Annotated in this window: 20 protein-coding genes and 1 riboswitch; of the genes, 10 read left to right on the forward strand and 10 right to left on the reverse strand. The window is 67.0% G+C overall.

Annotation, left to right across the window (positions count from 1 at the left end; translation table 11 throughout):
- Window positions 1-35 precede the first annotated feature (35 nt).
- Window positions 36-139, reverse strand: a riboswitch (glycine riboswitch).
- Between the two features lie 299 nt (window positions 140-438).
- From KXV01_RS15925 to KXV01_RS15935, 3 genes are all read left to right on the forward strand, one after another.
- The gene (locus KXV01_RS15925; protein ID WP_049411817.1) at window positions 439-1,665 is read left to right on the forward strand and encodes a multidrug effflux MFS transporter; all 1,227 of its coding nucleotides are present in this window, start codon (window positions 439-441) and stop codon (window positions 1,663-1,665) included.
- Window positions 1,666-1,808: 143 nt separating this feature from the next.
- Window positions 1,809-2,705, forward strand: a complete 897-nt coding sequence (locus tag KXV01_RS15930) for a siderophore-interacting protein (RefSeq protein WP_049441355.1) — start codon at window positions 1,809-1,811, stop codon at window positions 2,703-2,705.
- Between the two features lie 68 nt (window positions 2,706-2,773).
- Complete coding sequence (locus tag KXV01_RS15935; protein ID WP_049411811.1) at window positions 2,774-3,166, forward strand: hypothetical protein; 393 nt, start codon at window positions 2,774-2,776, stop codon at window positions 3,164-3,166.
- A 633-nt stretch (window positions 3,167-3,799) separates the two neighbouring features.
- Here the strand turns inward: KXV01_RS15935 and KXV01_RS15940 are convergent.
- The 4 genes from KXV01_RS15940 to KXV01_RS15955 form a co-directional block, all read right to left on the reverse strand.
- A complete protein-coding gene (locus KXV01_RS15940) occupies window positions 3,800-5,764 on the reverse strand; it encodes a M2 family metallopeptidase (protein WP_005418284.1) in 1,965 nt (654 codons plus the stop codon).
- A 603-nt stretch (window positions 5,765-6,367) separates the two neighbouring features.
- Window positions 6,368-8,017, reverse strand: a complete 1,650-nt coding sequence (locus KXV01_RS15945) for a phosphoethanolamine--lipid A transferase (RefSeq protein ID WP_111097309.1) — start codon at window positions 8,015-8,017, stop codon at window positions 6,368-6,370.
- On the reverse strand, window positions 8,014-8,781 hold the full coding sequence (locus KXV01_RS15950) for a phosphatase PAP2 family protein (RefSeq protein WP_049414679.1): 768 nt from the start codon (window positions 8,779-8,781) through the stop codon (window positions 8,014-8,016). Before KXV01_RS15950 ends, KXV01_RS15945 begins: the two co-directional genes overlap by 4 nt.
- A gap of 113 nt (window positions 8,782-8,894) precedes the next feature.
- Window positions 8,895-10,598, reverse strand: coding sequence for a glycosyltransferase family 39 protein (locus KXV01_RS15955; RefSeq protein WP_049414680.1), 1,704 nt, complete (start codon window positions 10,596-10,598; stop codon window positions 8,895-8,897).
- Window positions 10,599-10,728: 130 nt separating this feature from the next.
- Here KXV01_RS15955 and KXV01_RS15960 point away from each other — a divergent pair, with 130 nt between their 5' ends.
- The 3 genes from KXV01_RS15960 to KXV01_RS15970 all read left to right on the forward strand — a co-directional run bounded on the left by KXV01_RS15960 (window position 10,729) and on the right by KXV01_RS15970 (window position 14,086).
- Window positions 10,729-11,442: a response regulator transcription factor gene (locus KXV01_RS15960; RefSeq protein WP_049414681.1), complete on the forward strand. Its 714-nt coding sequence runs from the start codon at window positions 10,729-10,731 to the stop codon at window positions 11,440-11,442.
- Complete coding sequence (locus KXV01_RS15965) at window positions 11,429-12,715, forward strand: HAMP domain-containing sensor histidine kinase (RefSeq protein WP_005418277.1); 1,287 nt, start codon at window positions 11,429-11,431, stop codon at window positions 12,713-12,715. Before KXV01_RS15960 ends, KXV01_RS15965 begins: the two co-directional genes overlap by 14 nt.
- A 120-nt stretch (window positions 12,716-12,835) precedes the next feature.
- Window positions 12,836-14,086 carry a DUF819 family protein gene (locus KXV01_RS15970; protein ID WP_099494614.1) on the forward strand — a complete coding sequence of 417 codons (1,251 nt, stop codon included), beginning with the start codon at window positions 12,836-12,838 and terminating at the stop codon, window positions 14,084-14,086.
- A 427-nt stretch (window positions 14,087-14,513) separates the two neighbouring features.
- Here the strand turns inward: KXV01_RS15970 and KXV01_RS15975 are convergent, their stop codons facing one another.
- The gene (locus KXV01_RS15975; RefSeq protein WP_005410613.1) at window positions 14,514-14,738 is read right to left on the reverse strand and encodes a CstA-like transporter-associated (seleno)protein; all 225 of its coding nucleotides are present in this window, start codon (window positions 14,736-14,738) and stop codon (window positions 14,514-14,516) included.
- Complete coding sequence (locus tag KXV01_RS15980) at window positions 14,738-16,819, reverse strand: carbon starvation CstA family protein (protein WP_049414685.1); 2,082 nt, start codon at window positions 16,817-16,819, stop codon at window positions 14,738-14,740. Before KXV01_RS15980 ends, KXV01_RS15975 begins: the two co-directional genes overlap by 1 nt.
- Window positions 16,820-17,034: 215 nt before the next feature.
- On the opposite strand from KXV01_RS15980, the gene KXV01_RS15985 reads away from it, so the two are divergent.
- On the forward strand, window positions 17,035-17,886 hold the full coding sequence (locus KXV01_RS15985; protein WP_049414686.1) for a pirin family protein: 852 nt from the start codon (window positions 17,035-17,037) through the stop codon (window positions 17,884-17,886).
- Between the two features lie 128 nt (window positions 17,887-18,014).
- On the opposite strand, the gene KXV01_RS15990 is transcribed toward KXV01_RS15985, so the two are convergent.
- The 4 genes from KXV01_RS15990 to KXV01_RS16005 all read right to left on the reverse strand — a co-directional run bounded on the left by KXV01_RS15990 (window position 18,015) and on the right by KXV01_RS16005 (window position 23,085).
- Complete coding sequence (locus KXV01_RS15990) at window positions 18,015-18,473, reverse strand: hypothetical protein (RefSeq protein WP_049414687.1); 459 nt, start codon at window positions 18,471-18,473, stop codon at window positions 18,015-18,017.
- 196 nt (window positions 18,474-18,669) lie between these two features.
- Window positions 18,670-19,389, reverse strand: coding sequence for an aquaporin Z (gene aqpZ / locus KXV01_RS15995; RefSeq protein WP_032954396.1), 720 nt, complete (start codon window positions 19,387-19,389; stop codon window positions 18,670-18,672).
- Between the two features lie 121 nt (window positions 19,390-19,510).
- Window positions 19,511-20,374 carry a pirin family protein gene (locus KXV01_RS16000; RefSeq protein WP_005418267.1) on the reverse strand — a complete coding sequence of 288 codons (864 nt, stop codon included), beginning with the start codon at window positions 20,372-20,374 and terminating at the stop codon, window positions 19,511-19,513.
- Between the two features lie 647 nt (window positions 20,375-21,021).
- Window positions 21,022-23,085 carry a 3-hydroxyacyl-CoA dehydrogenase NAD-binding domain-containing protein gene (locus tag KXV01_RS16005; RefSeq protein WP_049416256.1) on the reverse strand — a complete coding sequence of 688 codons (2,064 nt, stop codon included), beginning with the start codon at window positions 23,083-23,085 and terminating at the stop codon, window positions 21,022-21,024.
- 235 nt (window positions 23,086-23,320) lie between these two features.
- On the opposite strand from KXV01_RS16005, the gene rpoE reads away from it, so the two are divergent.
- The 3 genes from rpoE (at window position 23,321) to KXV01_RS16020 (ending at window position 26,426) form a co-directional block, all read left to right on the forward strand.
- A complete protein-coding gene (gene rpoE / locus KXV01_RS16010; protein WP_049416254.1) occupies window positions 23,321-23,941 on the forward strand; it encodes an RNA polymerase sigma factor RpoE in 621 nt (206 codons plus the stop codon).
- A complete protein-coding gene (locus tag KXV01_RS16015) occupies window positions 23,938-24,819 on the forward strand; it encodes a sigma-E factor negative regulatory protein (RefSeq protein WP_099494612.1) in 882 nt (293 codons plus the stop codon). Before rpoE ends, KXV01_RS16015 begins: the two co-directional genes overlap by 4 nt.
- A 74-nt stretch (window positions 24,820-24,893) precedes the next feature.
- The gene (locus tag KXV01_RS16020; RefSeq protein ID WP_099487554.1) at window positions 24,894-26,426 is read left to right on the forward strand and encodes a DegQ family serine endoprotease; all 1,533 of its coding nucleotides are present in this window, start codon (window positions 24,894-24,896) and stop codon (window positions 26,424-26,426) included.
- The last annotated feature ends 109 nt before the right edge of the window (window positions 26,427-26,535 follow it).

Raw genomic sequence — 26,535 nt, forward strand, 5'->3', positions numbered from 1 at the left:
ACGCACGGGCACAAGCCGCCGGTCGGCGGTCTGCGGGGCGCCCCTCTGTCCTTTTGCCTGAGAGTTTGGAAGCGCGGAAAAACCGCGGCTTCGTGCCCCTTCGGCGCCGGATCGAACCGGTCTCTCCAGAGTTCTGTTACGGGTGGTATCGGGCCTGAGCGATTACGGGCGTTGCGCCTTCGGCAGCGGTGTTCCGCTTCTCCCACCGTGTTGCCCGCCGATTATAGCCCGTTGCGGGCCCGCCGGCCGCCCCCGGCGCCGGCCGCCGCGCCTGAATGGCCGATGGCCCGGCCATGCGTTTTGTGCACCGCTGCATGGCATCGGGCGCAATCCCCACCTATGATGGCCGGATACCCGAATTCATCTGGCGCCCTCCCTGCAGACGGGGACCGGCGCCCGCCGTGCGTGCCACGCATGGCCCTGCCGGACGCCTTTCCCATGACCGCCGCTGTTGCTCCCTCCACCCGCCGCATGGCCCTGCTGCTTGCCGGCCTGGCCATGTTCGGCCCGTTCTCGATCGACACCATCTTCCCGGCCTTCCCGCAGCTGGCCCGGCGCCTGGCGGTGGACGAGGTGGCGGTGCAGCAGACCATCAGCGTCTACCTGCTGTTCTACGGCCTGATGAGCCTGGCGCACGGTCCGCTGTCCGACGCCTGGGGCCGCAAGCGGGTGATCCTCGGTGGCCTGGTGGTGTTCGTCGGCGCCTCTGTGGGCTGCGCACTGTCCACCGACCTGACCACGCTGCTGGCGTTCCGTGCGCTGCAGGGCCTGTCGGCGGGTGTCGGCATGATCGTCGGCCGCGCGGTGATCCGCGACCTGTACCACGGCCATGACGCGCAGCGGCTGATGAGCCAGGTGTCGATGCTGTTCGGCATCGCCCCGGCCATCGCGCCGATCATCGGTGGCTGGATCCTGCTCAGTGGCGCGGGGTGGCCGCTGATCTTCTGGTTCCTGGTGGTGTTCGCGCTGGTCCTGCTGGCGGCCACTGCACGCTACCTGCCCGAGACCCATCCGGTTGAAGCGCGCGTGCCGTTGTCGCCGCGCGTGCTGATGCGTGATTACGTGCGCATCGGCTTCAACCCGCGCTTCCTGCGCCTGGCGCTGGCCGGCAGCATCGGCTTTGGTGGAATCTTCCTGTACATCTCCTCGGCGCCGGTGTTCGTGATGCAGCACCTGCACCTGGGCGAGGGCGGCTTTGCGTGGCTGTTCATCCCCACCATCGGCGGCATGACCACCGGCTCGTTCCTGTCCGGGCGCATGGCCGGGCACACCACGCCCACCCGCCAGGTCTCCATTGGTTTCGGCCTGTGCGCGCTGTCGGTGCTGCTGAACGTCGGCTACGTGGTGCTGTCGCCACAGTTCGTGCTGCCATGGGCGGTACTGCCGATCTTCCTGGGTGGCATGGGCATGGCACTGATCTTCCCGATCCTGGCGCTGGCGGTGCTGGACATGTACCCGCATCAGCGCGGCCTGGCCTCGTCGCTGCAGGCCTTCGTGCAGCTGATGATCAGCACCGTGGTGGCCGGCGTGGTGTCGCCGCTGCTGAGCGGCAGCCCGCTACACCTGGCGCTGGGCCAGGCCGCGTTCTTCGGCGCAGGCTTCGTGTTCTGGTACTGGGAACACCAGCGCGAGCGTGCGGCGCAGGCAGCCTGCACGGGTCACTGAGCAGCGCGCAGGGGTAGGGCGGGCCGCGATGCCCGCAATGCTTGCGACGGGGAACAACCGGACTAGGCTGGGCACTCCAGCCAGCCGGTGCGTGGATGCACGACAGCCAGCCGATCCGATGTCGTTGCATGAGGTTTCCCCCAATGGCTGCGCAGCAGACCTACCGCCTGTTCGAGGTGGCGCTGAAGGAGCGCCGCGTTCTTTCCCCCTCTCTTGACCGCATGGTGTTCACCGGTGCCGACGTGGCGCGGATGAAGACCGAGGGCCCAGACCAGCGCATCAAGGTGTTCTTCCCCTTGCCTGGCCAGGACCTGCCGCGGGTGCCCTGCGGCGAGGACTGGTATCCGCGCTACCGGGCGCTGCCGGACGATCAGCGCCCGCCGATGCGCACCTACACCATCCGCCAGCTGCGTGCAGAGCTGGGCGAGGTCGATGTTGATTTCGTGCTGCATGGCAAGACCGGGCCGGCCTCGCGCTGGGCCATCCATGCACGCCCCGGCGACCGCGTGGTGTTGCTGGCTCCCGATGCCGACTGTGCCGACAGCAGCGAAGGTTGGGAATGGAGGCCGCCGGCCGGCGTCGGCCAGGTGCTGCTGGTGGCCGATGAAACCGCGCTACCGGCGGTGGCTGGCATTCTTGAGGAACTGGCGGCCATGGTGGATCCGCCGCGTACGCTGGCCCTGCTGGAAGTGGCGCAGGTCGGCGACGCGGTGCCGCTGAAGGCACCGGCTACCGCCGAGCTGGTCTGGCTGCCGCGCGGGCGCGCGGCGTACGGGGCGCCTCTGTTGCAGGCGGTGCAGGCGCGGCTGGCAGCCGCCTCGGGCGTGGCTGCCGGCGATGCGCCGGAGGAGATCGACGTCGATACGCAGATCCTCTGGGAACAGGCCGATGCCAGCGTGGCCGGGCCGCTGTATGCCTGGGTGGCAGGCGAGGCGGGGGCGGTGATGGCGATCCGTCGCCATCTGGTCCGCGACTGCGGGCTGGACCGCCGCGCGATCACCTTCATGGGCTATTGGCGGCACGGCAAAGTGCTGGATTGAGCGGGTGTGAAGCGGCGTGGCGGGTGGGGTGCGTTATCCTTGCGCCCCCCTCGCAGCGGTATTGCACCATGTCCACCAGCTCCAAGACCCGCCGCGACCAGCGCCGTCGCCAGGAAAAGCAGGCCGCCAACAAGGCCGCTGCCCAGGCCTCGCCGGTGGAGCCGCATGCCGAACTGCGCGACGCGCAGCGCACCCTGCTGGCCGGTGTCGTGCGCCGCGACGGCGAATGGGTGCTGGGCATGGACGGCCGTATCGCCGGCCACAGTGACTCCGCCGCACAGGTACTGGCGCTGATCATGCAGGCCGGTGAACTGCACGAGCGCAACGGTACGCCGGTGCGCCTGATGTACTCCGATGCGCTGCGCGACGCCGCGCGCGCCGAAGCGAAAGAGAAGGGCCAGACCTTCGAGGAATTCAAGGCGGAACTGGCCGCGGCGATGGCGGCGAAAAAGGACAGCTGACAGGCATTCCGGTAGAGCCGGCCGTTGGCCGGCTGCGCGCTGGGTCTTCATCGCGTGGTTGCCGGCCAGCGGCCGGCACTACCAGGAAGGGGCGGATCCTTGCGGACCCGCCCCTTTTTTCATTTCGCCGCCGGGGCGGCGTTGGCCTGCCAGCCCCACATCTGGCCTGATTGCTGTTCCGGTAGAGCCGGCCGCTGGCCGGCTGCCTGCGGGGTCTTCATCGCGTAGTTGCCGGCCAGCGGCCGGCACTACCAGGAAGGGGCGGATCCTTGCGGACCCGCCCCTATTTTCATTTTGCCGCCGGGGCGGCGTTGGCCTGCCAGCCACACATCTGGCCTTTGCTTGATTGCTGTTCCGGTAGAGCCGGCCGCTGGCCGGCTGCCTGCGGGGTCTTCATCGCGTATTGCCGGCCAGCGGCCGGCACTACCAGGAAGGGGCGGATCCTTGCGGACCCGCCCCTTTTTTATTTCGCCGCCGGGGCGGCGTTGGCCTGCCAGCCCCACATCTGGCCTGATTGCTTTTCCGGTAGAGCCGGCCGCTGGCCGGCTGCCTGCGGGGTCTTCATCGCGTAGTTGCCGGCCAGCGGCCGGCACTACCAGGAAGGGGCGGATCCTTGCGGACCCGCCCCTTTTTTCATTTCGCTGCCGGGGCGGCGTTGGCCTGCCAGCCACACATCTGGCCTTCGTTCTGCTGCTTCAGCCACTCGTTGACCGGAGTGAAGTATTCGATCATCGGGCCGGCATCGAGCTTGTCGGTGCCGGTCAGCTCCTTCAGCGTGGCCTGCCACGGCTGGCTGGCACCCTTGCTCAGCATCGCCCAGTACTTCTGGCCGGCTTCCTTGTTGCCGTAGAAGGTGCACTCATGCAGCGGGCCCTTGTAGCCGGCCGCATCGCACAGGCCCTTGTAGAACTGGAACTGCAGGATGCGCGCCAGGAAGTAGCGGGTGTACGGGGTGTTGCCCGGCACGTGGTACTTCGCGCCCGGATCGAAGAACTCTTCGCCACGGGTGCTGGCCGGAGCCACGCCCTGGTACTTGGCCTTCAGGTCCCACCACGCCTTGTTGTAGTTGTCGGCGGTGATCGAACCGTCGAACACGCCCCAGCGCCAGCGGTCGATCATCAGACCGAACGGCAGGAACGACACGCCCGACAGCGCCATGCGCATCTGGTTGTTGATGACCGCTTCGCGGCTTTCGGTCGGTGCATCGACCAGGCCGATCGAACTGAGGTACTTGGGCGTCATCGCCAGCACGATGGTGTCGCCGATCGCTTCATGGAAGCCATCGTTGGCACCGCCCTGGAACAGCGGCGGCAGCGGGTTGTAGGCCAGGTCGTAATAGATGTGGCCCAGCTCGTGGTAGATGGTGGTGAAGTTCTCTTCGTTCGGCTTGATGCACATCTTGGTGCGCACATCGCCTTCCATGTTCATGTCCCAGGCGCTGGCGTGGCAGACCACATCGCGGTCGTCGGGCTTGATGAACTGGGTGCGTTCCCAGTAAGACTGCGGCAGCGACGGCATGCCCAGCGACACATAGAAGTCCTGCGCGCGTTCGGTCATCTGCTTGGCGGTACGCAGTTCGGCCTCGCGCTGCGCCTTGTACTGGGCCGCCACGTTGGCGTCCTTGCCGGCCTTGGCCAGCGCCGCGCTCAGGTTGGTCTGGTACTGTTTTTCCAGCGCAGCGGTGATGTCCAGGCTGCCGGCACCCGGGTACGGTTCCAGCTGATCCCACAGGTTCGACCAGTCCTGCTGCCACATGTTGCCCAGCAGGTGCGCGGCGATCAGGCCGTTGCCCACTTCGGCCTTGTCCTTGCCGTAGGTCTTGTCCAGCTTGCCGCGTGCGTAGCAGTGCAGCTGCTCGTACATCGGCTTGACCTGTTCCCAGAGGCGGTCGGTCTCCGGGCCGATCTGTTCGGGCGGCATGTCATAACCGCTGCGCCACATCTGGCCGGCATCGGTGAAGCCCATGCCCTTGGCACCTTCGTTCACCAGGCCGACGAACTTCTGGTAGTCGCCGCGCATGCTCTTGGTGGTGCTGTGCCAGCCCTGCCAGGCGTCGAGCTGCTTGTCGTAGTCACGGCTGCGCGCCAGCACCTGCTCCAGCTCGCCCAGCTGGCGGCAGGAGTTCGGATCGTTGGCGTCGGTGCAGTACTTGCCGGCACCGTAGCTGCCTTCCATGCGGGTGGCGATCTGGGTCAGCTCGGCCAGCTTGGCCGGGTCGCGCGGTGCAGGCATCGACGACATCAGCTTCAGCAGGTGGATCGCGCGCTTGCTGTCCTCGCTCATCGGCTTGCCGTCGAACTTGGCGGCCTGTTCGATCCAGCTGTTGAGCTGGGTCAGCGAACGCTCGTTGGCCTTGGCCGCGATGCGTTCCGAATCACCGTTGATGTAGGTGGAGGACAGCCACTGCGCCGAGGTCATCTCCGGGTAGGCGGCCTTGAATTCGGCATTGATGCGGGCCACGAACTGGTCGGCGGTTTCACCGGCCGGAGCGCTGCTGCTGGCGGTATCGGTGCCTGGGGCAGCTTCCTTCTTGCAGGCGGCCAGGGCCAGCGTGGCGGCGGCGATTGCCGAGGCCAGCAGGAGATGACGGTGTTTCACGGGCGGTCCTTGGGTGGTGAACGACGGCCGAAGGCTAGTGGGCAGTTGCCGCCACCGCAAGTGGCGGAAGTCGGCCGGGCGGCGCCCGGCACCCGCAGAGGCCTTCAAGCAAGGGCAAAGGCAGAAGCAACAGCAACAGCAACAGCGGACTATCCGTGGTTTGGCGGGGCGGTGTCGGAGTGCGGGGACGCCGCAAGTACGTCCGTGTAGGCTTGGCAGCCGCATCCATGCGGCTGACACCCCGCACTCCGACACCGCCCCACCTCTGACAGATTCCGTGTGCTGTCGGTAGGTGTCGACGTTGGTCGACACATCTGTCAGATATCGACAATCAAAATGGGGTCAGATCCGTTTTCCTCCGGAAAACGGATCTGACCCCAAGATCGTTCCAACAGATCGCGGAAAACTGTCGAAGGCGGGGTGGGTCCGGTTGCGGGGGCGTGAGCCGCATGGATGCGGCGACCGAGCTTACATGGACGTACTTGCAGCGTCCCCCGCAACCGGATCCACCCCGCCACCCCTCAGGAAACCCGCTTCTGCTGTTGCTTCGGCCGTTGCCGTTGCCCCTGCAGGTGCAGGGCTGCAAGCCCTGCCGAACAACCCTCAACTCTCGCAGTTGGCGAACACGTCGCGATCGCGCTCGTACAGCGAGGTCCTCACCTGCATCAGGCCCAGCACCGACGGGAACAGGTTGTCGTGGTCGGTATACGCCGCTGAACGCTTGCGCACGCACTGCAGGTCCAGCCCACGGCTGCCGGCAAAGCCGGGCGAGAACCACATCGTCATCGGCACCCGGGTCTGCTCGGCCGGTGCGATCGCATACGGCACGCCATGCAGGAACAGGCCCTTCTCGCCCAGCGATTCACCATGGTCGGACAGGTAGATCATCGCCGTGTCGTAGTCCTGCATGCCCTGCAGCGTGCCGATGGTCTTGGTCAGGAAGTGATCGGTGTACAGCACGGCGTTGTCGTAACTATTGGTGATCTCTTCGCGCGAGCAGCGGCCGATGTCACGGGTGTCGCAGGTCGGGGTGAAGCGGCGGAACGCGGGCGGATAGCGCTCGAAATAGGCCGGGCCGTGGTTGCCCAGCTGGTGCAGCACCACCACCCGGTCGCCGGGCCTGGCCCGCACCTGGGTGGCCAGGTCCTGCAGCAGGATCTCGTCCATGCAGCGGCCATCGGCGCACAGGCCCGGTGTAGTGGCGTCGGACAATGACTGGAAGTCCAGGCCCTCGCACACGCCCTTGCAGCCGGACTGGTTGTCACGCCACGACGGCGCGATGCCGGCGCGGTTCAATACGTGCAGCAGCGACTGGTGGGCGCGGATTCTCTTCTCGTCGTAGTCGTGGCGGCCCCATGGCGAGAACAGGCACGGCAGCGAAACCTCGGTGCTGGTGCCGCACGAATGCATGTCCGGGAAATTGATCACGCTGGCCTGCGCCAGTTCCGGGGTGGTGTTGCGGCCACCGTTGAGGCCCCAGTTCTGCGCACGCACGGTCTCGCCCATGACGATCACCAGCAGGCGCGGCTTGCTGGCCGGCGCTCGCGGAGTGGCCTTGGCGTCGGTGCCGATCGGCAGCTTCGGTGCGCGCTGCACCGGGTTGTCGCCACGCAGCGCACGCGGCATGCCCAGCAGCACGTTGGCCGGGGTGGCGAGGTAACGCACCTCGCGCTGGTTGCGCATCAGTGCTGAAACATCCTGGAACGAGATCAACGCGCCGCCGACGGCGGTCACTGCCGCCACCGCCAGGAAGCCCAGCCGCCACAGCAGGCTGCGGCCCCAGCTGCGGCGACGCAGCTGCACGCGCCACAACACCGCCATCGGCAACACGGCCAGCAACAGTACCGGCCACAGCAGCGACACGGTCATCAGCTCGCGGCTTTCCTTGGGGTCCGTCGCCAGCACGTTGCGCAGCATGTCCGCATCCAGGTAGATGTGGTAGCGGCTCATGTAGTGCGCGGCGAATGCGGTCACCAGCAGCAACAGGCTGATCACCACCTTGGCGTTCCAGCGCCAGACCAGGATGCCCAGCAGCACGCCGTGAGCACCCAGCAGCAACAGCAGCAGCGAAAGCGCGTAGCGCAGGCTGCCCGGATGGCTGGCCATCGCGCTGTGCCAGAACAGGCCATTGCCGGCTACCGCGAAGAACAGGCTGGTCAGTGCGATCAGCGCTTCGGTGGACAGCTGCGGCCGCCAGTTGCGGAGACCTGCGAGAGCGGGGAGGCGGGCGGTGCGATGGACCGATGCGCTCATGCGTTTGCCTCTTGGCGGTTGGCATGGTTCAGTTGACGGTGTGTCAGGACGCGCTTGACGATCAGATAGAGGCCGAGCGAAAGCAGCCAGCAGATCAATGCAGTGGCGACGTCATGCGAAAGGAAATGCGCACCGCGCAGCTGCTGGCTGATGCCGAACACCAAACCGGCGCCGAGGCCGATCCACAACCCGGCCCAGCGCCACGACGGGCGCCATAGCAGGGCGAAATAGTAAAGGCACAGCCAGGCGTAGCCGGCACTGGCGTGCCCGGCCGGGAAGCAGGCCTGCGCGGCCATGCCAGCGGGGCGTGCGGTGAAAAGCCCGATAAATGGCTGGTGGCCGCCGTAGCGCAGCAAGTCCCAGGGGCATTCCATCGGCACCAGTGACTTCAGCAGGGAGATCACGCCGGTGCCCAGCGCCAAGGCAATTACGACATAAAGCAGCGCCCACCGCAGGGTGTGATCGCGTCCTTTACGCCAGTGGTGGAAGCACAGCAGGATCGCGACCAAGGCCGCTGACGTGCTCAGCCATTTGCCGGCCTTGTGCACCACCGTGCGGGTGATCCAGGCGTCCTGTAGCACCCAGCGGCTGCCCTCAAGGCGGAACAGGTGATCGGCCACCCACTGGTCGCCGCCGAACCCCATCAGCAATGTAAACAGAGGCAGACCGATTGCGACAGGCAGCCAAAAGTGAGTTACGGCGAATCTTGACGCCAGTGGCGATGTCGCAAGCGGCGCGATCGAATCAAGGGGACGAACGGGCATGCTGAGGGAAGGCGGGTTCGGGAATCCGCAGTCATGCTCGTCACCTGCATGTCGGAGAAGGGTCGGACGCTCGTTCGCGCCGGGTTAATGATTTCCCCGGCACGAGTCAACGTTCAGTCTTCTTCGGCGGTCGAGCCGGCCCGTTCGGCGTGGCATTGCGGGTCCCAGGCCGTACCGGGAAGCAGTTGCCAACGATTCCTGTTGGCAACACCGATATCGATCACCTTGGCCGGATCCACGCAGGGACTCATCGCCTCGTCCAGCACCAGCAGCCAGCGCTTGTCCGGCGCCTCGCCCACCCATGGGCCGGCGTCGTGCCACTGCTCGGCCCAGGGGCGCTTGAAGCCGAACTCGCGTACCGGGCGGTCAGCCTGCAGCAGGTTCTGCTCGCGCCAGGCGACCAGCGCCAGTTCGGCGTCCGGACCGATCCGCGCGCCGACGCGGCGCATCAGCGCCGATGCCGATGCGTAGGGATCCAGTGCCGGGATCAGCACCAGGCCGTAGAGCATCCACAGCATGCCGTGCGTCAACAGCACCAGTGTCGTGGCGCGGCGCACCCGCAACCAGACGACCAACGTGGCCAGCGCGATGGCGAAGGTCAGCAGGCCATCACCCAGCACCGGCAGCAGCGTATCGGGCATGGCCCGGCGTTCCAGTTGCGCCAAGGCCCACGGGTGCTCGGTCAGCAGCATCACGCCGAGCACGCCGGTGGCCAGCATCAGCACCACGCTGTAGCCGAACAGATAGCGGCGCACGCACAGCCGGCGCAGCAGGCCCGGCAACAACGGCGCAACCGCCAGTGCCATCGCAGGCAGCATCGGCAGCACATAGACCTCGCGCTTGCCCGGGCTGGCACTGAAGAACACCAGCACCAGCAGCGCCCAGCCCAGCAGCAGCCACTGCCGGCGGTCGCCCCGGCGGATGCGGCGCCACCACGGCTTGAACAGCAGCGGCAGCAGCAGGCTGCCCGGCAGCCACAGGGTCAGGATCACCTGCAGGTAGTACCAGGCCGGTTGGCGATGGTGCCAGGCGTTGGCATAGCGGGTACCGGTCTGCTTGAACAACAGTTCATGCGCGTAGGCCTGCAGTTCGGCGCTGGGCGTGTGCAGCAGGGCCCAGCCCAGCGGGGCAAGCCACACCGACACGCCCAGCAGGAAGGCCGGGATCAGCCACAGCAGTGTTGCCGGGTGGGGGCCGTCCACGCTGCGCCCGCGGCGACGCTGGTACAGCCACCAGCCGAACCACGGCAGGACCATCAGCAGCGGTAGGAAACCCACGCCTTTGGTCACCGTGCCGAGGCCAGCGGCGAAACCCGCCAGCCACAAGGCAGCCAGGTTGCGGCGTTCGCACAGGTGGCGCATCAAGCCCCACAAGGCCACCGTGGTCATGCCGACCAGCACCATGTCGATCTGCGCGCGCTTGGCCATCAGGCCAAACTGAAGGGTGCAGAACAGCGCCGCCAGGGCGTACAGGGAATGCCGCGGTGACCACAGTCGGCGTGCCAGATCCGACACCAACCACAGGCTGAGCAGGGCGCCCAGCAGCGACGGCAGCAGGAACGACCACTGCCAGCTGCCGACGATCTCATAGGCCGCCGCCTGCAGCCACATGAAGACCGGCGGCTTCTCCGCATACAGCTCCACGCCCCGGTGCGGCAGCAGCCATTGCCCACTCTCGACCATGGTGCGGGCCGCCAGCACGAAGCGCGGCTCGTCCGGTGGCTGCGGCTGCCGAAGGCCGATCCCCGCTGCCAGCGCAGCAACGATCAACAGCCACAACAGGGGCAGGCGCCAACGGCGGGGCAGGGCTACGGGCACGGCAGGCTCCGGGAGCAAAACGGCCATTCTGAGGTGGCGGGGGTTGGAAAAGCGTCAGAGGAGGCCGCGACGACCGCATTCCGACATGGGCAGCGCTACCATGGTACGAACTTCCGTGGATGTTTCGTGCATGCGTCTGTTGGTGATCGAGGACAACCGCCAGCTGGTGGCCAACCTGTTCGACTACTTCGAGTCGCGCGGGCACGTGCTCGACGTGGCGCCGGACGGCATCACCGGCCTGCACCTGGCCGGCAGCCATCCCTACGACGCGGTGATCCTGGACTGGATGTTGCCGCGCATGGAGGGGCCGGAGGTGCTGCGTCGCCTGCGCGCCGAGCACGCTTCGGAAGTGCCGGTGATCATGCTGACCGCGCGCGACGAACTGCCGGACAAGATCACCGGATTCCGCGCGGGTGCCGACGATTACCTGACCAAGCCGTTCGCCCTGCCCGAGCTGGAAGTTCGGCTGGAGGCGCTGCTGCTGCGTGCGCAGGGCCGGAACCCGCGCAAGCGCCTGCAGGTGGGCGACCTGGTGCTGGACCTGGCGACCCTCGAAGCCCAGCGGGGTGGCCAGGTGCTCCACCTCTACCCGGCCTGCCGCAAGCTGCTGGAGGTGCTGATGCGCGCCAGCCCCGGTGCGGTCACCCGCCAACAGCTGGAGTTCGCCCTGTGGGGCGACGAGCCACCGGATGGTGACCTGCTGCGCTCGCATGTCTACGAGCTGCGCCGCAGCGTCGACGGTCCGTTTGCCGACAAGCTGATCCACACCCTGCCGCGGGTTGGTTACCGCCTTGCGGTGACCGCGGCCGCCGATGCAGGCAAGGATGATGATGAAGGCGCGTAGGCCGGGCCCGCTGTACCGGCGCGTGGTGTGGTGGTTGCTGGGCTACCTGGCCCTGCTGTCGATCGCTGTGTTCAGCGTCGGCAACTACGTGCACGAACACGCCGAACATGCCGCCTGGCGCGCGCTGCTCAACTCCGAACTGGACAGCATCGTCGAGCACGTCGAGCATGAACCGCACTATCGCTGGCAGGATTCGGACACGCTCAGCCTGTACCGCTTCGATGCAGTCAACCTGCCTGACAGCCTGCGTACGCTGCATCCCGGCCTTCACGACGGAGTGATGATCAAAGGCCGGGAGACGGCGGTGATGGTGCGCGAGACCCGGTCCATGGGGCGTGTCGCGCTGGCGCTGGACATTTCCGACTTCCATGACCTGGAGCAGTTCGCCACGCGCTGGGTGATGCTGGCCGGGGTGATCATGATCTTCGTCACCGTGCTGATGGCGTCCTTCGGTATGGAACGCATGGTGCGCCCGTTGAGCCTGCTGGCCCAGCACATCGGCGCATTGCGGCCGGGCGTTCAGGGCCAGCGCATCGAGGTCGACCCGCGCGGCAGTTCCGAGCTGCACACCATCGCCGATGCGCTGAACGACTACCTGGACCGCAACGAGCAGTTCGTCGAGCGTGAGCGGGTCTTCATCAGTACCGCCAGCCACGAACTGCGCACGCCGATCGCAGTGATGACCGGTGCAGCCGAGCTGGCGCTGGAGCAACCGGGCCTGCCCGAACGTGCCCGCCAGCAGATGCAGCGGGTCCTGCGCACGGCACAGAGCGTGGAGCAGCTGATCGAGCTGCTGCTGGTGCTGGCGCGTGATCCTGCGCGCCTGGCCGCGCGTGCCGAGCGCATCGCGCTGGACCAGCTGCTGCCGGAGATCGTCGACGACCATCGACACCTGCTCGGCGACAAGGACCTGAGCATCGGTATCCAGGCCGCGCCGGTGGATATCGTCGCGCCGCTGGCGGTGGTGCAGGCGGCGATCGGCAACCTGCTGCGCAATGCCATCGAAAACAGCGGCCGCGGCCATATCGAGCTGCAGCTGAGTTCGTCGGCGGTACTGACCCTGCAGGACCCCGGGCACGGGATGAGCCCGGAGGAGATCGCGGCGATCCACGCGCGCATGGCCCGCGGCGAGCGTGCCGATCGTGGCAGTGGCATCGGCCTGGACCTGATCGCGCGGCTGTGCGAGCACCTGGGCTGGACGCTGCAGCTGCAGCCCTGCCAACCGCGCGGGACGCGTGTCACCCTGGACTTCGGCGCTTCGCGCCCCGCCTGATCGGATGGCCGACCTGCTCCGCGCTGCGGCATGACCCGGCGTGAAGACAATGTTAATCTCGACCTGCGCCGCTTTATGCGGCGCTTTTTTTTCCCGCTCCTTCGATCGACAGAGGATCCCATGCCGACCGAACCCGCTACTGCCCTGATCAGCAACGATATCGTTGGACTGGGCCTGATTGCCGCCACCCTGGCCCTGATCTTCTGGGCCGCCAGTGGTCCGACCCCGCTGTTGAAGAAGATCTTCGCCTGGGTGCCGGCACTGCTGCTGTGCTACTTCATCCCCGCCATCTACAACACCGCCGGTGTCATCGATGGCCACAACACCTCGCTGTACAACCCGGTCGCGCGTGACGTGCTGCTGCCGGCCGCGCTGGTACTGCTGACCCTGTCGATCGACCTCAAGGGCGTCATCAAGCTGGGGCCGAAGCTGTTGCTCGTGTTCTGTGCCGGTACCGCCGGCATCATGCTCGGCGCCATCGTCTCGTTCCAGCTGATGAAGCTGATCCATCCGGAAACGGTGGCCGGTGATACCTGGGCCGGCATGGCCGCGCTGGCCGGCAGCTGGATCGGTGGCGGCGCCAACATGGTCGCCATGCGCGAAGTGTTCGGCACCGACGCCACCACCTTCGGCCAGTTCGCCGTGGTCGACGTGGCCTGCGCCAGCCTGTGGATGGCGATCCTGCTGTTCCTGGCCAACCGCGCGCAGCAGATCGATACCCGCAACGGGGCCGACACCCGCGCCATCGACGAGATGAAGGCACGCATCAGCGCCTACGAGGCACAGAACGCGCGCATTCCCAGCATGACCGACCTGATGGTGATCGTCGGCGTGGCACTGGGTGGCGTCGGCCTGGCCCACGCCATCGCCGCACCGCTGTCGGGCTGGTTCAAGACCAACGTCAGCTGGGCCAGCCAGTTCAGCCTGGACAGCCAGTTCGTGTGGGTGATCCTGCTGTCCACGGCGATGGGCCTGGGCCTCAGCTTCACCCGTGCGCGCCGGCTGGAAGCCGCAGGCGCTTCGCGGTTGGGCACCGTGTTCCTGTACTTCCTGATCGCCTGCATCGGCATGCAGATGAACCTGTTGTCGCTGCTGGATCGGCCGTGGCTGTTCCTGCTCGGCGCGATCTGGATGGCCACGCACGTGCTGGTGCTGTGGGGGGTGGCCAAGCTGCTGCGCGCGCCGCTGTTCTTCTTCGCGATCGGTTCGCAGGGCAACATCGGCGCAGCCGCTTCGGCCCCCGTGGTGGCTGCGGCGTTCCATCCGACGCTGGCTCCGGTGGGCGTGCTGCTGGGCACGGTGGGCTATGCCACCGGCACCGGGCTGGCCTATGTCACTGGCCTGATCCTGAAGTGGATGGCCGGCGCCTGAGTCCTGAGCTGACGATCATGTTGCGTGTTCACGGCAATTGCCGTGGACACGCTTTCCCCGTGCAGAGCCGAGCCCACGCTCGGCTTTCTTTTTGCCTGCCACCGGATAGATCCACGTCATGCGTGGATGCACTTCATGGGTATCCATGAACAAAGAAAGGACAGATCCGTTTCCCCGCGGAAGCGGATCTGCCCCCTGATGCTTCTTGCCGTCAACGGAAATCTGTCGAAGGTGGGGTGGTGTCGGATGGCGGGGTGTCCGCGGCATGGATGCCGCGGCCAAGCCCCCAAGGACGGGTTTACGGCGTCCCCGCCATCCGACACCACCCCGCCAAATTCACGGAAAACCAGAGCCGACGCTTTCGCCGTTGCAGTTGCAGTTGCCTCTGCGGGCGCCGGGCTGCAAGCCCGGCATCCACACTCAACCCTCAACAGCAGCGACCACCGTTGCGTCCGCCGTAGCGCGCTTCCTGGCGCTCGCGGAAGAACGTCTTGTAGTCCATCGGCTCCTGGTCCGGATGCTTTTCCAGCATATGCCGGACGTAGTTGTCGTAATCAGGAATGCCACAGCACAGGCGTGCGGTCTGCACCAGGCGCCGCCAGATGCGGCGGTGCGCCTGGTACTGGCCGGCGGGAACCAGTTGCGTACTCATCACAGATCCACCATTTCATGCGGCTTCAGCGCCACGTAGGGGGTCTCGCGGTCGCTGCGCTGCGGATTGCGGCGTGCCGCGAGAATGGTCTTGATCGAATACACCAGCACTGCGCCCACGACCAGCAGGAACAGCGCGGTCAGGCCGGTGTTGACGTAGGCATTGACCACGATCTGCTTCATCTGCGCCACCGACTTGGCCGGTGCGGTGATCGTGTCGCTGGCGAGCGCGGCCTGGAACTTGTGTGCCTGTGCCAAGAAACCCTGCGCCGGGTTGCTGTCGAAGATCTTGATGAAGCCGGCATAGGTGGTGCAGATCAGCAGCCACACCGCCGGTACCGCAGTGACCCACGCATAGCGGTCGCGCTTCATCTTGAACAGCACCACCGTGCCCAGCATCAGCGCGATACCGGCCAGCATCTGGTTGGAGATGCCGAACAGCGGCCACAGGGTCTGGATGCCGCCGAACGGATCGACCACACCGGTGTAGAGCAGGTAGCCCCACAGCGCCACGCAGCCGGCGGTACCGATGATGTTGGCGGTCCACGACTCGGTCTTCTTCAGCGCCGGGACGAAGTTGCCCAGCAGGTCCTGCAGCATGAAGCGTCCGGCACGGGTTCCGGCGTCCACTGCGGTCAGGATGAACAATGCTTCGAACAGGATCGCGAAGTGGTACCAGAACGCCATCATCGCGTCGCTGCCACTGGGGATCGCTTCGTGCAGGATCTGAGCGATGCCGACCGCCAGGGTCGGTGCACCGCCTGCACGATGCAGGATGGTCGGCTCGCCGATTGCCGCCGCGGTCGCGGTCAGCTGTTCGGGCGTGATGGTGAAGCCCCAGGTGTTGGTGATGTAGTGCGCCGCCGACGCAGCATCGGCGCCGATCACCGCCGCCGGGCTGTTCATCGCGAAGTAGATGCCCGGATCGATGATCGAGGCCGCGACCAGCGCCATCACCGCCACGAACGATTCCATCAGCATGCCGCCGTAGCCGATGTAGCGCATGTGCGCCTCATTGGCCAGCAGCTTCGGCGTGGTGCCGGAGGAAATCAGCGCATGGAAACCAGAGACCGCACCGCAGGCGATGGTGATGAACAGGAACGGGAACATGCCGCCCTTCCACACCGGGCCGTCGCCACTGGCGGCGAACTGGGTCAGCGCCGGCATCTTCAGTTCCGGCATCACGATCAGGATGCCGACGGCCAGCGCGATGATCGTGCCGATCTTGAGGAAGGTCGACAGGTAGTCGCGCGGGGCCAGCAACAGCCACACCGGCAGCACCGATGCGACGAAGCCGTAGCCGATCAGCATCCAAGTGATCTGGGTGCCGGTGAAAGTGAACGCCGGGCCCCACACCGGGTCGGCGGCGACCTTGCCGCCGTACCAGATCGCGGCCAGCAGCAGGATCAGGCCGACCACCGAGATCTCGCCGATCTTGCCGGGGCGGATATAGCGCATGTACACGCCCATCAGGATGGCGATAGGCATCGTCGCGATCACCGTGAACATGCCCCACGGGCTTTCGGCCAGCGCCTTGACCACCACCATCGCCAGCACCGCCAGGATGATGATCATGATCAGGAACGCACCGAACAGCGCGATGGTGCCCGGTACCTGGCCCATCTCTTCTCTTACCAGGTCGCCCAGCGAACGGCCGTTGCGACGGCTGGACAGGAACAGCACCATGAAGTCCTGCACCGCACCGGCCAGCACTACGCCCACCACCAGCCACAGCAGCCCAGGCAGGTAGCCCATCTGCGCGGCCAGGACCGGGCCGACCAGCGGGCCGGCGCCGGCGATGGCGGCGAAGTGGTGGCCGAACAATACGTGCTTGTTGGTCGGCACGTAGTCCAGGCCATCGTTGTTGATCACCGCCGGCGTGGCCCGGGTCGGATCCAGCTGCATCACCTTGTTGGCGATGAACAGGCTGTAGAAGCGGTAGGCCACCAGGTACAGCGAAACCGCGGCGACGACGATCCACAGCGCATTGATGTGTTCGCCGCGGCGCAGGGCCACGGTGCCCAGACAGAAGGCGCCGAGCAGGGCGAGGGCCGCCCAGCCTATTTTGGAAAACCCTTTCATGAGGTGCTCTCTCCCGGAAAGACAGTCAAAGAGTCCCGCGTGCCCTCGACAGGGTCAATTGGCACAGGACGAATCGGCGGTAGTACTTTGGTCGTACGCTTGTTGTGCTGACGTGCAGCGAACATCAGGGATGGAACAATCGGTTGCGGCGCCGTCCATTGGCGTGTGGCCGTGCGGCGTCCATCTTCAGTGGCATCCATCCAACAGGAGTCGCCATGAGCTTTCCCGAACCGGTCCGCGTGCTGCGGACCATCCGCGGCATGCCCACCTCCGACGGTGCCGGCGTGCGCCTGACCCGCGTCATCGGTGGCCCGACGCTGCCCGACCTCGATCCGTTCCTGCTGCTCGATGAATTCGGCACCGACCGCGCCGAGGACTACATCGCCGGTTTCCCGGAGCATCCGCACCGCGGTTTCGAGACCGTCACCTACATGCTCGACGGACGCATGCGGCATCGCGACAACCATGGCAACGAAGGCCTGCTGACCCCGGGCAGCGTGCAGTGGATGACCGCTGGCCGCGGCCTGGTGCACTCGGAGATGCCCGAGCAGGAAAGCGGGCAGATGCGTGGCTTCCAACTGTGGGTGAACCTGCCGGCGAAGGAGAAGATGACCGAGCCGAAGTACCAGGAGTTCGCGCCTGAGCGGATTCCCGTGGTGCACCCGGAAGCGGGCGTGGAGGTGAAGGTGATTGCCGGCAGCGTGGACGGTACCGATGGCCCGATCGTGCAACCGGCCACCGACCCGCTCTACCTTGACATCACGCTGGCGCCCGACCGTGCCTGGACCTATGCGCTGCCGGAAGGGCACAACGCCTTTGCGTACGTGTTCGAAGGTGGCGTGACCGTGGGTGAGCAGGACGCCGCGCGCGACGTCGCTCGCCAGGAACTGGCGGTGCTGGGCGGCGGCGAGCAGTTGCACGTCTCGGCCGGCAATGAAGGCGCGCGCCTGATCCTGGTGGCCGGCCGTCCGCTGCGCGAACCGGTGATGCGCCACGGGCCGTTCGTGATGAACACGCGACAGGAACTGATGCAGGCCTTCGTCGATTTCCAGGAAGGCAGGTTCTGACGTAATGCCGGCCGCTGGCCGGCAACTGCCTCGCGTAGAGGCGGATCGGGGTGCCGGCCAGCGGCCGGCACTACCGTCGGATCGGGTCGCGCTGCGGGGATGCTGCCAGGCAGTCATCCCCGCCATCCTCAGCGGCCGGCGGCCACGGCCGACGGGGTCAGGCTCATGCCCTGCGCCAGCTGTTGCAGTGACCCCAGCTCCTGCGCGCTGTCCGGATACAGCGAAATCTGCGCGTATCGCCCTTTGTCGAGCTTGACCACGCTGATGCGCCGTTCGGCATACCCCGGCGGTTGCTGGCCGCCCAGGTCGGGCTGGTACCAGTACAGCGATTCGCCGCCGAAGCTGCCTTTTTCCTGGCGCAGCGAGCGGTTCAGCGGAATGGACGGATCACGCGCGCTGAGCATCAGGCTCAGCACTTCGCGGCCATCAGGGGTGCTGGCGCGGCAGACCAGGAAATCGGCCTGCACCTGCTGCTGCCACTGCAGACCGCTGCTGGCCGGCAGCGAAGGACATTCGGACGGCGCCTGCGCGGCGGCCTGGGCCGCAGCGAAAAGCAGGCTCGACAACATGACAGGCACGAACTTCATGCATCCCCCAAGGTGATGAATTGGTTGGCTTCGCCAGCAGAGCCGGCGACCATGGCATCCCATCCCCGGACGCCACCCCGCCCGCATGTGCACGGACGGTCAACTCAACCTTAACGGAACGTGAGCAATCGCACAATTCGCGGTTGCAAGCGCAACCATTGCGGCCGAGGGTCGGCCGCAATGGTTGCTGCGGGGATCAGCGGTCGTTGCCGATCCACTTGTAGATCAGGCCGCCGATCGCGCCGCCCAGCAACGGGGCGACCCAGAACAGCCACAACTGGCTGACCGCACCGCTGCCGGCGAAAAAGGCCACGGCCGTGGAGCGGGCCGGGTTCACCGAGGTGTTGGTGACCGGGATGCTGATCAGGTGGATCAGGGTCAGCGACAGGCCGATCGCCAGCGGGGCGAACCCGGCCGGTGCCTTGCCGTGGGTGGAACCCATGATCACGATCAGGAACACCGCCGTCAGCACCACTTCGCACAGGAAGGCCGCCGCCACGCTGTAGCCGCCGGGCGACAGCGCGCCATAGCCATTGCTGGCGAACGCTCCGGCCTGGCTGCCGTCGATGGCGAAGCCACTGGCGCCGGAGGCGATCTGCAGCAGGATGAAGCCGGCCAGCAGGCCGCCCGCAACCTGGGCGATGATGTACGGCACCAGGTCCTTGGTCGGGAAGCGGCCGCCAGCCCACAGACCGACGCTGACCGCCGGATTGAAGTGCGCACCGGAGATATGGCCGAACGCATAGGCGCCGGTCACCACGGTCAGGCCGAAGGCGAGCGCCACGCCGAGGAAGCCGATACCCAGCGGATTGCCGTCACCACCGAACTTGGCGGCCAGCACTGCACTGCCACAGCCCCCCAGAACCAGCCAGAACGTGCCGAGGAACTCGGCGGACAAGCGTTTACCCATGCTCATGTGTTGCACTCCTTTGACGGTCGAAAGTGTGATTTATGTCACATTTCAATGATCAGCGGGTGACTGTAGCGTCAACGCCGGGTGCAGGAATACACCCTCGGATGTGTGCAGCACGCGATGCTCAGTACTGCGGCAGCGGGATGAACTCCTTGTCGTCGCCGGGAATGGTGCCGAAGCGGCCGGCCTCCCAGTCGTGCTTGGCCTGCTCGATGCGCTCCTTCGAACTGGACACGAAGTTCCACCAGAGGTGGCGCGGGCCATCCAGCGGCTCGCCACCGAACAGCATCGCCTTCACCGGTGTCTTCGCGCGCAGGCGGCCGCGTGCGCCGGCTTCGGGGATGACCAGGTGCTGCGCGGGGATGTCCACGCCATCCAACTGCGCGTCGCCTTCAAGGATGTACAACGCGCGCTCGCGGTGGCCGTCGTCGATGTCGATTTCCGCGTCCGGGTCCAGATCGATCGCCACATTGAGCGTATCGGCGAACACTTTCACCGGCGATTCCTCGCCATAGGCGCGGCCAGCGATCACCCGCAGCCAGGCACCCTTGCGGCGCTGCTCGGGCAGGGTGGCAGCGGCATGGTGATAGAACGCCGGCTCGATTTCCTCGTGCGACTTCGGCAACGCGACCCAGGTCTGCATGCCGTGGATCGGGTTGTCATGGTCGCGGTCCGATTGTGGCGTGCGTTCGGAATGGGCAATGCCGCGGCCGGCGGTCATCCAGTTGACGTCACCGGGGCGAATCACCTGATCGGAGCCCAGCGTGTCGCGGTGGCCGATGGCGCCCGACCACAGATAGGTGACCGTGGCCAGGCCGATATGCGGATGCGGGCGCACGTCGATGGCGGTACCGGGGTGCATCAGTGCCGGGCCCATCTGGTCGACGAACACGAATGAGCCGATGCTGCGGGCCTGCAGGGTGGGGACGGCGCGGCGGACTTCGAGGCCGCCGATGTCGTGCACGCGCGGGGCGATGATGGTGGTCATGCGGGCGTTCTCGCTGGCAGGGATCAGGCGGTCAGCATCGCATGCAGCTGTGACGGGGGCATTCCCCGTATGGGTAACAGGTTGTTCCAGCCAACGGCGCAGCCCCTCGTGGCTGTGGGGGTGGTCGCTGAAGGCGGAAGCAAGATCAAAAGCCGCGCTTGGCCGGGCGGGTGGGTTGCGCAGGACACGCCGTAAACCCGTCCATGGGGGCTCGATGGCGCCATCCATGGCGCCAACGGTCCTGCGCAACCCACCCGCCCGACCTCTGACAGTTTCCGTGTGCGTCCAGCCACGGAGAAGAAAAAAGAAAATCAAAATCAAACGCGGGTCGCTTCGCTCCTGGTGTCGACCAAGGTCGACACCCACCAGTTCGTAATGATCCGTGCCGAACAAGGTCGACACCTACAGCCATCGCAGTTCACCCACCGTCACCGGGAAACTGTCAGGGGTGGGGCGGTGTCGGGTTGCGGGGTGTCCGCGGCATGGATGCCGCGGCCAAGCCCCCAAGGACGGGTTTACGGCGTCCCCGCAACCCGACACCGCCCCGCCCAACAAACAGAAAAGCCAGAGCCGCTTTGGCTCTGGCTTCTGCTGTGGAACTTGACGTTGCCTCTGCGGGTGCCGGGCCGCAGGCCCGGCCGATGAACTCAGACCACCGGTTCGCGCAGGACGGGGTTGTCCCAGCCCGGGCGCGGGGCGAAACGGTCGCCGTGGCGCTGCTGCAGCGCCTTCAGTCGCTCGACGATCGCATCGGCACCGACTGCACGGATGTGCTGGATCGGACCGCCGCGGAACGGGGCGAAACCGGTGCCGAAGATCACGCCGGCATCCAGCAGGTCCGCATCGGCCACCACGCCTTCGTGCAGGCACGCCACTGCCTCGTTCAACAGCGGCAGGATCAGGCGGTCTTCCAGGTCGGCAGGGGCCTGGTAGTCGCTGACCACGTCCGGCTTCTTCGGCTTGCCGTTTTCCCAGGTGTAGATGCCTTGGCCATCCTTCTTGCCACGCTTGTCCGGTTCCACCGTCTGCAGCGCGGCCGGAATCTGCAGGCCCAGGAAGGGCGCCAGTTCGCGGCCGACACCGGCGGCCACGTCCAGGCCGACGGTATCGATCAGTTCGATCGGGCCCATCGGCATGCCGAACTTCACTGCGGCCTTGTCGATCACCGGGCCCGGGATGCCTTCGGCGTAGGCGGTGGCGGCTTCCAGCATGTACGGGAACAGCACGCGGTTGACCAGGAAACCCGGGCTGCCGGCCACCGGCACCGGGAACTTGCCCAGCGCCTTGCAGAACGCGGCCAGGCGGCGCTCGGTCTCCGGCGCCATGCCATCGTGGTGGATGATTTCCACCAGCGGCATCTGCGCTACCGGATTGAAGTAGTGCAGGCCGGCGAACTGCGCCGGGCGCTGGATGTGATCGCGCAGTTCCACCAGTGGGATCGACGAGGTATTGGTGGTCAGCAGAGCATCCTGCTTCATCTTCGGTTCCAGCGTCTGGTACAGCGCACGCTTGGCTTCCGGGTTCTCGATGATCGCCTCGATCACCAGATCCGCTTCGGCAACCCCATTGCCTTCCAGGTCGGCACGCAGGCGTGCGGCCACGGCGGGGCGCTTGCTCTCGTCGCGCACCTTCTTGGCGAACAGCGCCTGCGCGCGTTCCATGGCCGGGTCGATGAAGCGCTCCTCGCGGTCCTGCAGGGTCACCTCGAAGCCCTTGTAAGCGGCCCACGCGGCGATGTCGCCGCCCATCACGCCTGCGCCGACCACGTGCACGTGACGGATGCCGGAATCACCACCGCCCAGGCCCTTCAGTCGCTCGGTGAGGAAGAAGATACGGATCAGGTTGCGCGCGGTCGGTGTACTGGCCAGCTTCACCACGGCGCGCCGCTCGGCGTCCAGACGCGCCTGGATCGGCTTGCCGCCACTGCGTTGCCAGGTGCTGATCAGCGCGTACGGCGCCGGGTACTGGTCCTTCTTCGCCTTGCGTGCGACCTGCTTGACCATCTGCGGCGCCAGCAGCCGGCGTGCCAGCCAGGTGTTGGTGGCCCATGCCGTCGCGCGCTGCTTGAACGGGCGGGTGGTGCCGGACAGGGCCAGCGCCACGGCGGTGTCGAGCACCACCGCCGGCGCCACCACCTTGTCGACCAGGCCGATGCCACGCGCGGCCGAGGCCGACAGGGTACGGCCGGTCAACATCATGTCCATCGCTGCGGGAGCGCCCACCAACTGCGGCAGGCGGGCGCTGCCGCCCCAGCCCGGGAAGATGCCCAGCTGGGTTTCCGGCAGGCCGATGCGGGTGCTGCTGTCGTTGGAGGCCACGCGGTAGCGGCAGGCCAGCGCCAGTTCGGTGCCGCCTCCCAGGCAGTGGCCGTGGATCGCCGCCACGGTGGGGCAGGGCAGCTCGGCCAGCTTCTGATAGGTGGCCTGGCCACGACGGATCGCGTCGTTGACGGTGCCGCGACGGTCGAATTCCTGGAACTCCTTCAGGTCGGCGCCGGCAATGAAGCCGGCCTTCTTCAGCGACTGGACCACCACGCCCCTGGGTGGGTCCAGCGCGATGCGCTCAAGCAGGTCGCCCAGCTCCAGCAGCACGTCCTGCGACATCGCGTTGACGCTGCTGTCCTGACGATCCAGGGAGAGAACCACCACGCCGTCGTCGCGGATCTCGGGGTGCCAGTGGCTGAAGCGGAGACCATCGAAGCCTGAAAGCATGGACGTTCCATCCGGTTGTGTATGGAGAAGCGGCTATGATCCAGAGGTTGTTTCCCTCGCGTCAAATCCCAATAGCAGGGGAGTGGCGCCCCCGGATCCATGGCCATGGACCGGGACGCTAACGGAACGGTGGTTAAAAGCTGGTGCGGCGCCAGGTGATCGGCGACTGAACTTTTCCCGGGATTGGCAGTCTCATTGCCCGACGTCGGTTGGGCTGACAGGAGTGCGGCCCCTCATGGCCGAGGTTGATACACCACAGGAGCTGGATCTGGAACTGGTCCGGCGCGTGCAGCACGGCGAGAGTGCCGCTTTCGATGTCCTGGTGCGCAAGTACCAGCATCGGGTGGTGGCCCTGGTCGGTCGCTACATCGCCGACTGGAGCGAATGTCAGGACGTCGCCCAGGACACTTTCATCCGTGCCTACCGCGCGATCGGGAGTTTCCGTGGCGATGCCCAGTTCTCAACCTGGTTGCATCGAATCGCCGTGAATACCGCCAAAAACTACCTGGCTTCACACAATCGACGGCCGCCGACCGATGACATCGACATCGGCGATGCCGAACAGTTCGACAGTGGTACGCGCCTGCGTGACACCGACACGCCCGAACGCGAGTTGATGCGCCAGGAGCTGGAACAGACGGTGATGAGGGCCGTCAACGCGCTGCCGGAAGAACTCCGGTCAGCGATCACCCTGCGCGAGGTGGAAGGCCTGAGCTACGAGGATATCGCGCAGAAGATGGGGTGCCCGATCGGCACGGTGCGTTCACGGATCTTCCGGGCGCGCGAGGCGATCGACACCGAACTCCGGCCGCTGCTGGACATCGGCAGCGCCACCCGTGAGAAGAGCCGCGTATGACCAGTAACCCGTTCAACGAATCGCAGAACCATCAATCGCCCGCCGGGCAGCGCCTGGACCAGCGCCATCGCGAGCAGCTGTCGGCCCTGGTCGATGGCGAGCTGGGCGCCGATGAAGCGCGTTTCCTGCTGCGCCGGATGGAGCACGACCCCGAGCTGGCCGGTTGCCAGGAGCGCTGGCAGCTGCTGGGCGACGTGATGCGCGGGCAGGCGTCGGCACTGGCTCCGGCCGGGTTCAGCGCCGCCGTGGCTGCCGCCATCGCGGCCGAGCCGACGCCGCAGGCCGAGCCGCGTCGCCAGGTGCGTCGCAGTGGCTGGCGGGCCTGGGGCGGCGGCGCGGCTCTGGCCGCATCGGTTGCTGCGGTCGCCCTGTTCATGGGGGGCGAGAAGCTGAAGGAGGCCACTCCCGGCGAGCCATTGGCCCCCCAGGTGATCGCCAGCCAGGCGGAACTGCCGCCGGCGCCGACCTCGCCGGCCCCGGTGACCGAAGCATCGGTGGATACCGCCGCGATGGCCGTGGCGGCGGCGCCGGCTGTGGCGATGGCCGCTTCCAGCCGTCGCCAGGACGCCCGCCGCGCCAGTGCAACCCGCAGCCAGCAGGCCGCGCGTGCCGCCCAGCGCGATGACGCTCCGCAGCGCGCCATCGCCGCCGTGCAGGCACCGTTGGCCCCGACCGTACCGGTCAACGCGAACCGCAACCTGCCATTCGGTGAGGTCAGCGGGCTGCAGGCCCGGCCGTGGCCGCGCTCCAGCCTGGCGCCGACCGCAGGCGGCGCGCTAAATGCCAGTTTCCCGGCCCGCGTCGGCGGTGCCGCGTTCTACCCGTTCGAGCCGCGCCTGCAGGACGACCTGCCGGTGCCGCCGCGCCCGCGCGACTGAGCCGGGCGCCTTCACGCCCCGCCGTCGGCGGGGCCCGTATTCCTCTTTCCATCCGACCCGGAGGTTGCCGTCCGATGACTCCCCGACTTCGCACGCAGGCCCTTGGCCTGCTGGCCCTGACCCTTCCCCTGGTGGCCTGCGCGCAGGCGCCTGCGCCTGCCGCCCCGGCCCAGCCTGCGCCGGCCGCGGCGCCGCGGGCGCCTGCACAACCGCTGGTCAGTGGCTTGCCCGACTTCACCAACCTGGTCGAACAGGTCGGCCCGGGCGTGGTCAACGTCGACACCACCATCGTCCGCAACAACCGCCAGGCCTCGCGCGGCCCGATGGGCGACGATGACATGCCGGAGTTCTTCCGCCGCTTCTTCGGCCCTGACTTCCCGATGCCAGGGCAGGGGCCGGGTGGGCAGGATGGCGGTCCCAGCATCAAGGGGCGTGGCATGGGATCGGGCTTCATCATCTCGCCCGATGGCTACGTACTGACCAACTACCACGTGGTGGCCGACGCCAGCGAGGTGAAGGTCAAGCTGGGCGACAGCCGCGAGTTCACCGCCAAGGTGGTGGGCAGCGACCAGCAGTACGACGTGGCCCTGCTCAAGATCGATGGCAAGAACCTGCCCACCGTGCGCGTGGGTGATTCCAACACCCTCAAGCCGGGCCAATGGGTTGTCGCGATCGGCTCGCCGTTCGGCCTCGACCATTCCGTTACCGCCGGCGTGGTCAGCGCCGTCGGCCGCAGTACGGGGGGGCCCGACCAGCGCTACGTGCCGTTCATCCAGACCGACGTGGCGATCAACCAGGGCAATTCCGGTGGTCCGCTGCTGAACACCCGCGGCGAAGTGGTCGGCATCAACTCGCAGATCTTCTCGGCCTCCGGCGGCTACATGGGCATCAGCTTCGCGATCCCGATCGACCTGGCGATGAGCGCGGTCGAGCAGATCAAGAAGAGCGGCAAGGTCACCCGCGGCCAGCTCGGCGCGGTGGTCGAACCGATCGATTCGCTGAAGGCGCAGGGACTGGGCCTGCCGGACAGCCGCGGCGCGCTGGTCAACCAGATCGTGGCCGGCAGTGCGGCCGCCAAGGCCGGCGTGCAGGTGGGCGACGTCATCCGCTCGGTCAACGGCAGCGCGGTCAACAGCTGGTCCGACCTGCCGCCGCTGATCGGTGCGATGGCGCCGGGCAGCAAGGTGAACCTGGTGGTTTACCGCGACGGCAAGCCGCATGAGCTCAGTGCCACGCTGACCGCACTGAGCGAGGACGGGCAGGCCAATGCCCGCGGGCCGTCGGCTGGCGGTGGCGAGGCGGCTCCGCAGACCGGTGCCAACGCCCTGCTGGGGCTGGACGTCAGCGACCTGAACGCGGCCCAGCGCAAGCAGTTGGGGCTCAACGGCAATGAAGGCGTGCGCATCACCGGGGTCAAGGGCCAGGCGGCACGCGATGCCGGCCTGTCGCCGGGCATGGTGATCCTGCAGGTCGGCCGCACTGCGGTCGGCAGCGTGGATGCCCTGAACCGGGCGTTGTCCAGCTTCAAGAAGGACGACGTGGTGATGCTGCTGGTCCGCACGGCCAACGGCAACAGCGCCTTCGTGGCGGTCAAGGCCGGCCAGTAAGGCCCTGCCGGGCCGCCTTCGGCGGTGCCTGCCCCGCCCCCCGAAGCCCCGCCCCGGCGGGGCTTCGTCCGTTCTGGACCCGGTCCGATGAGGCAGTTTTCGCGGCCGG

It is taken from the genome of Stenotrophomonas sp. Ps181 (assembly GCF_025697425.1).
GTDB classification, from domain to species: domain Bacteria; phylum Pseudomonadota; class Gammaproteobacteria; order Xanthomonadales; family Xanthomonadaceae; genus Stenotrophomonas; species Stenotrophomonas sepilia.

What these genes read in the sequence shown, in the direction of transcription:
- KXV01_RS15950 (WP_049414679.1), bottom strand. Translation starts at nt 8,781, where the DNA reads ATGCCCGTTCGTCCCCTTGATTCGATCGCGCCGCTTGCGACATCGCCA.
- aqpZ (WP_032954396.1), bottom strand. Translation starts at nt 19,389, where the DNA reads ATGAGCATGGGTAAACGCTTGTCCGCCGAGTTCCTCGGCACGTTCTGG.
- KXV01_RS15975 (WP_005410613.1), bottom strand. Translation starts at nt 14,738, where the DNA reads ATGAGTACGCAACTGGTTCCCGCCGGCCAGTACCAGGCGCACCGCCGC.
- KXV01_RS15980 (WP_049414685.1), bottom strand. Translation starts at nt 16,819, where the DNA reads ATGAAAGGGTTTTCCAAAATAGGCTGGGCGGCCCTCGCCCTGCTCGGC.
- rpoE (WP_049416254.1), top strand. Translation starts at nt 23,321, where the DNA reads ATGGCCGAGGTTGATACACCACAGGAGCTGGATCTGGAACTGGTCCGG.
- KXV01_RS15985 (WP_049414686.1), top strand. Translation starts at nt 17,035, where the DNA reads ATGAGCTTTCCCGAACCGGTCCGCGTGCTGCGGACCATCCGCGGCATG.
- KXV01_RS15990 (WP_049414687.1), bottom strand. Translation starts at nt 18,473, where the DNA reads ATGAAGTTCGTGCCTGTCATGTTGTCGAGCCTGCTTTTCGCTGCGGCC.
- KXV01_RS15970 (WP_099494614.1), top strand. Translation starts at nt 12,836, where the DNA reads ATGCCGACCGAACCCGCTACTGCCCTGATCAGCAACGATATCGTTGGA.
- KXV01_RS15960 (WP_049414681.1), top strand. Translation starts at nt 10,729, where the DNA reads ATGCGTCTGTTGGTGATCGAGGACAACCGCCAGCTGGTGGCCAACCTG.
- KXV01_RS15925 (WP_049411817.1), top strand. Translation starts at nt 439, where the DNA reads ATGACCGCCGCTGTTGCTCCCTCCACCCGCCGCATGGCCCTGCTGCTT.
- KXV01_RS16015 (WP_099494612.1), top strand. Translation starts at nt 23,938, where the DNA reads ATGACCAGTAACCCGTTCAACGAATCGCAGAACCATCAATCGCCCGCC.
- KXV01_RS15935 (WP_049411811.1), top strand. Translation starts at nt 2,774, where the DNA reads ATGTCCACCAGCTCCAAGACCCGCCGCGACCAGCGCCGTCGCCAGGAA.
- KXV01_RS16000 (WP_005418267.1), bottom strand. Translation starts at nt 20,374, where the DNA reads ATGACCACCATCATCGCCCCGCGCGTGCACGACATCGGCGGCCTCGAA.
- KXV01_RS16005 (WP_049416256.1), bottom strand. Translation starts at nt 23,085, where the DNA reads ATGCTTTCAGGCTTCGATGGTCTCCGCTTCAGCCACTGGCACCCCGAG.
- KXV01_RS15930 (WP_049441355.1), top strand. Translation starts at nt 1,809, where the DNA reads ATGGCTGCGCAGCAGACCTACCGCCTGTTCGAGGTGGCGCTGAAGGAG.
- KXV01_RS16020 (WP_099487554.1), top strand. Translation starts at nt 24,894, where the DNA reads ATGACTCCCCGACTTCGCACGCAGGCCCTTGGCCTGCTGGCCCTGACC.
- KXV01_RS15945 (WP_111097309.1), bottom strand. Translation starts at nt 8,017, where the DNA reads ATGAGCGCATCGGTCCATCGCACCGCCCGCCTCCCCGCTCTCGCAGGT.
- KXV01_RS15965 (WP_005418277.1), top strand. Translation starts at nt 11,429, where the DNA reads ATGAAGGCGCGTAGGCCGGGCCCGCTGTACCGGCGCGTGGTGTGGTGG.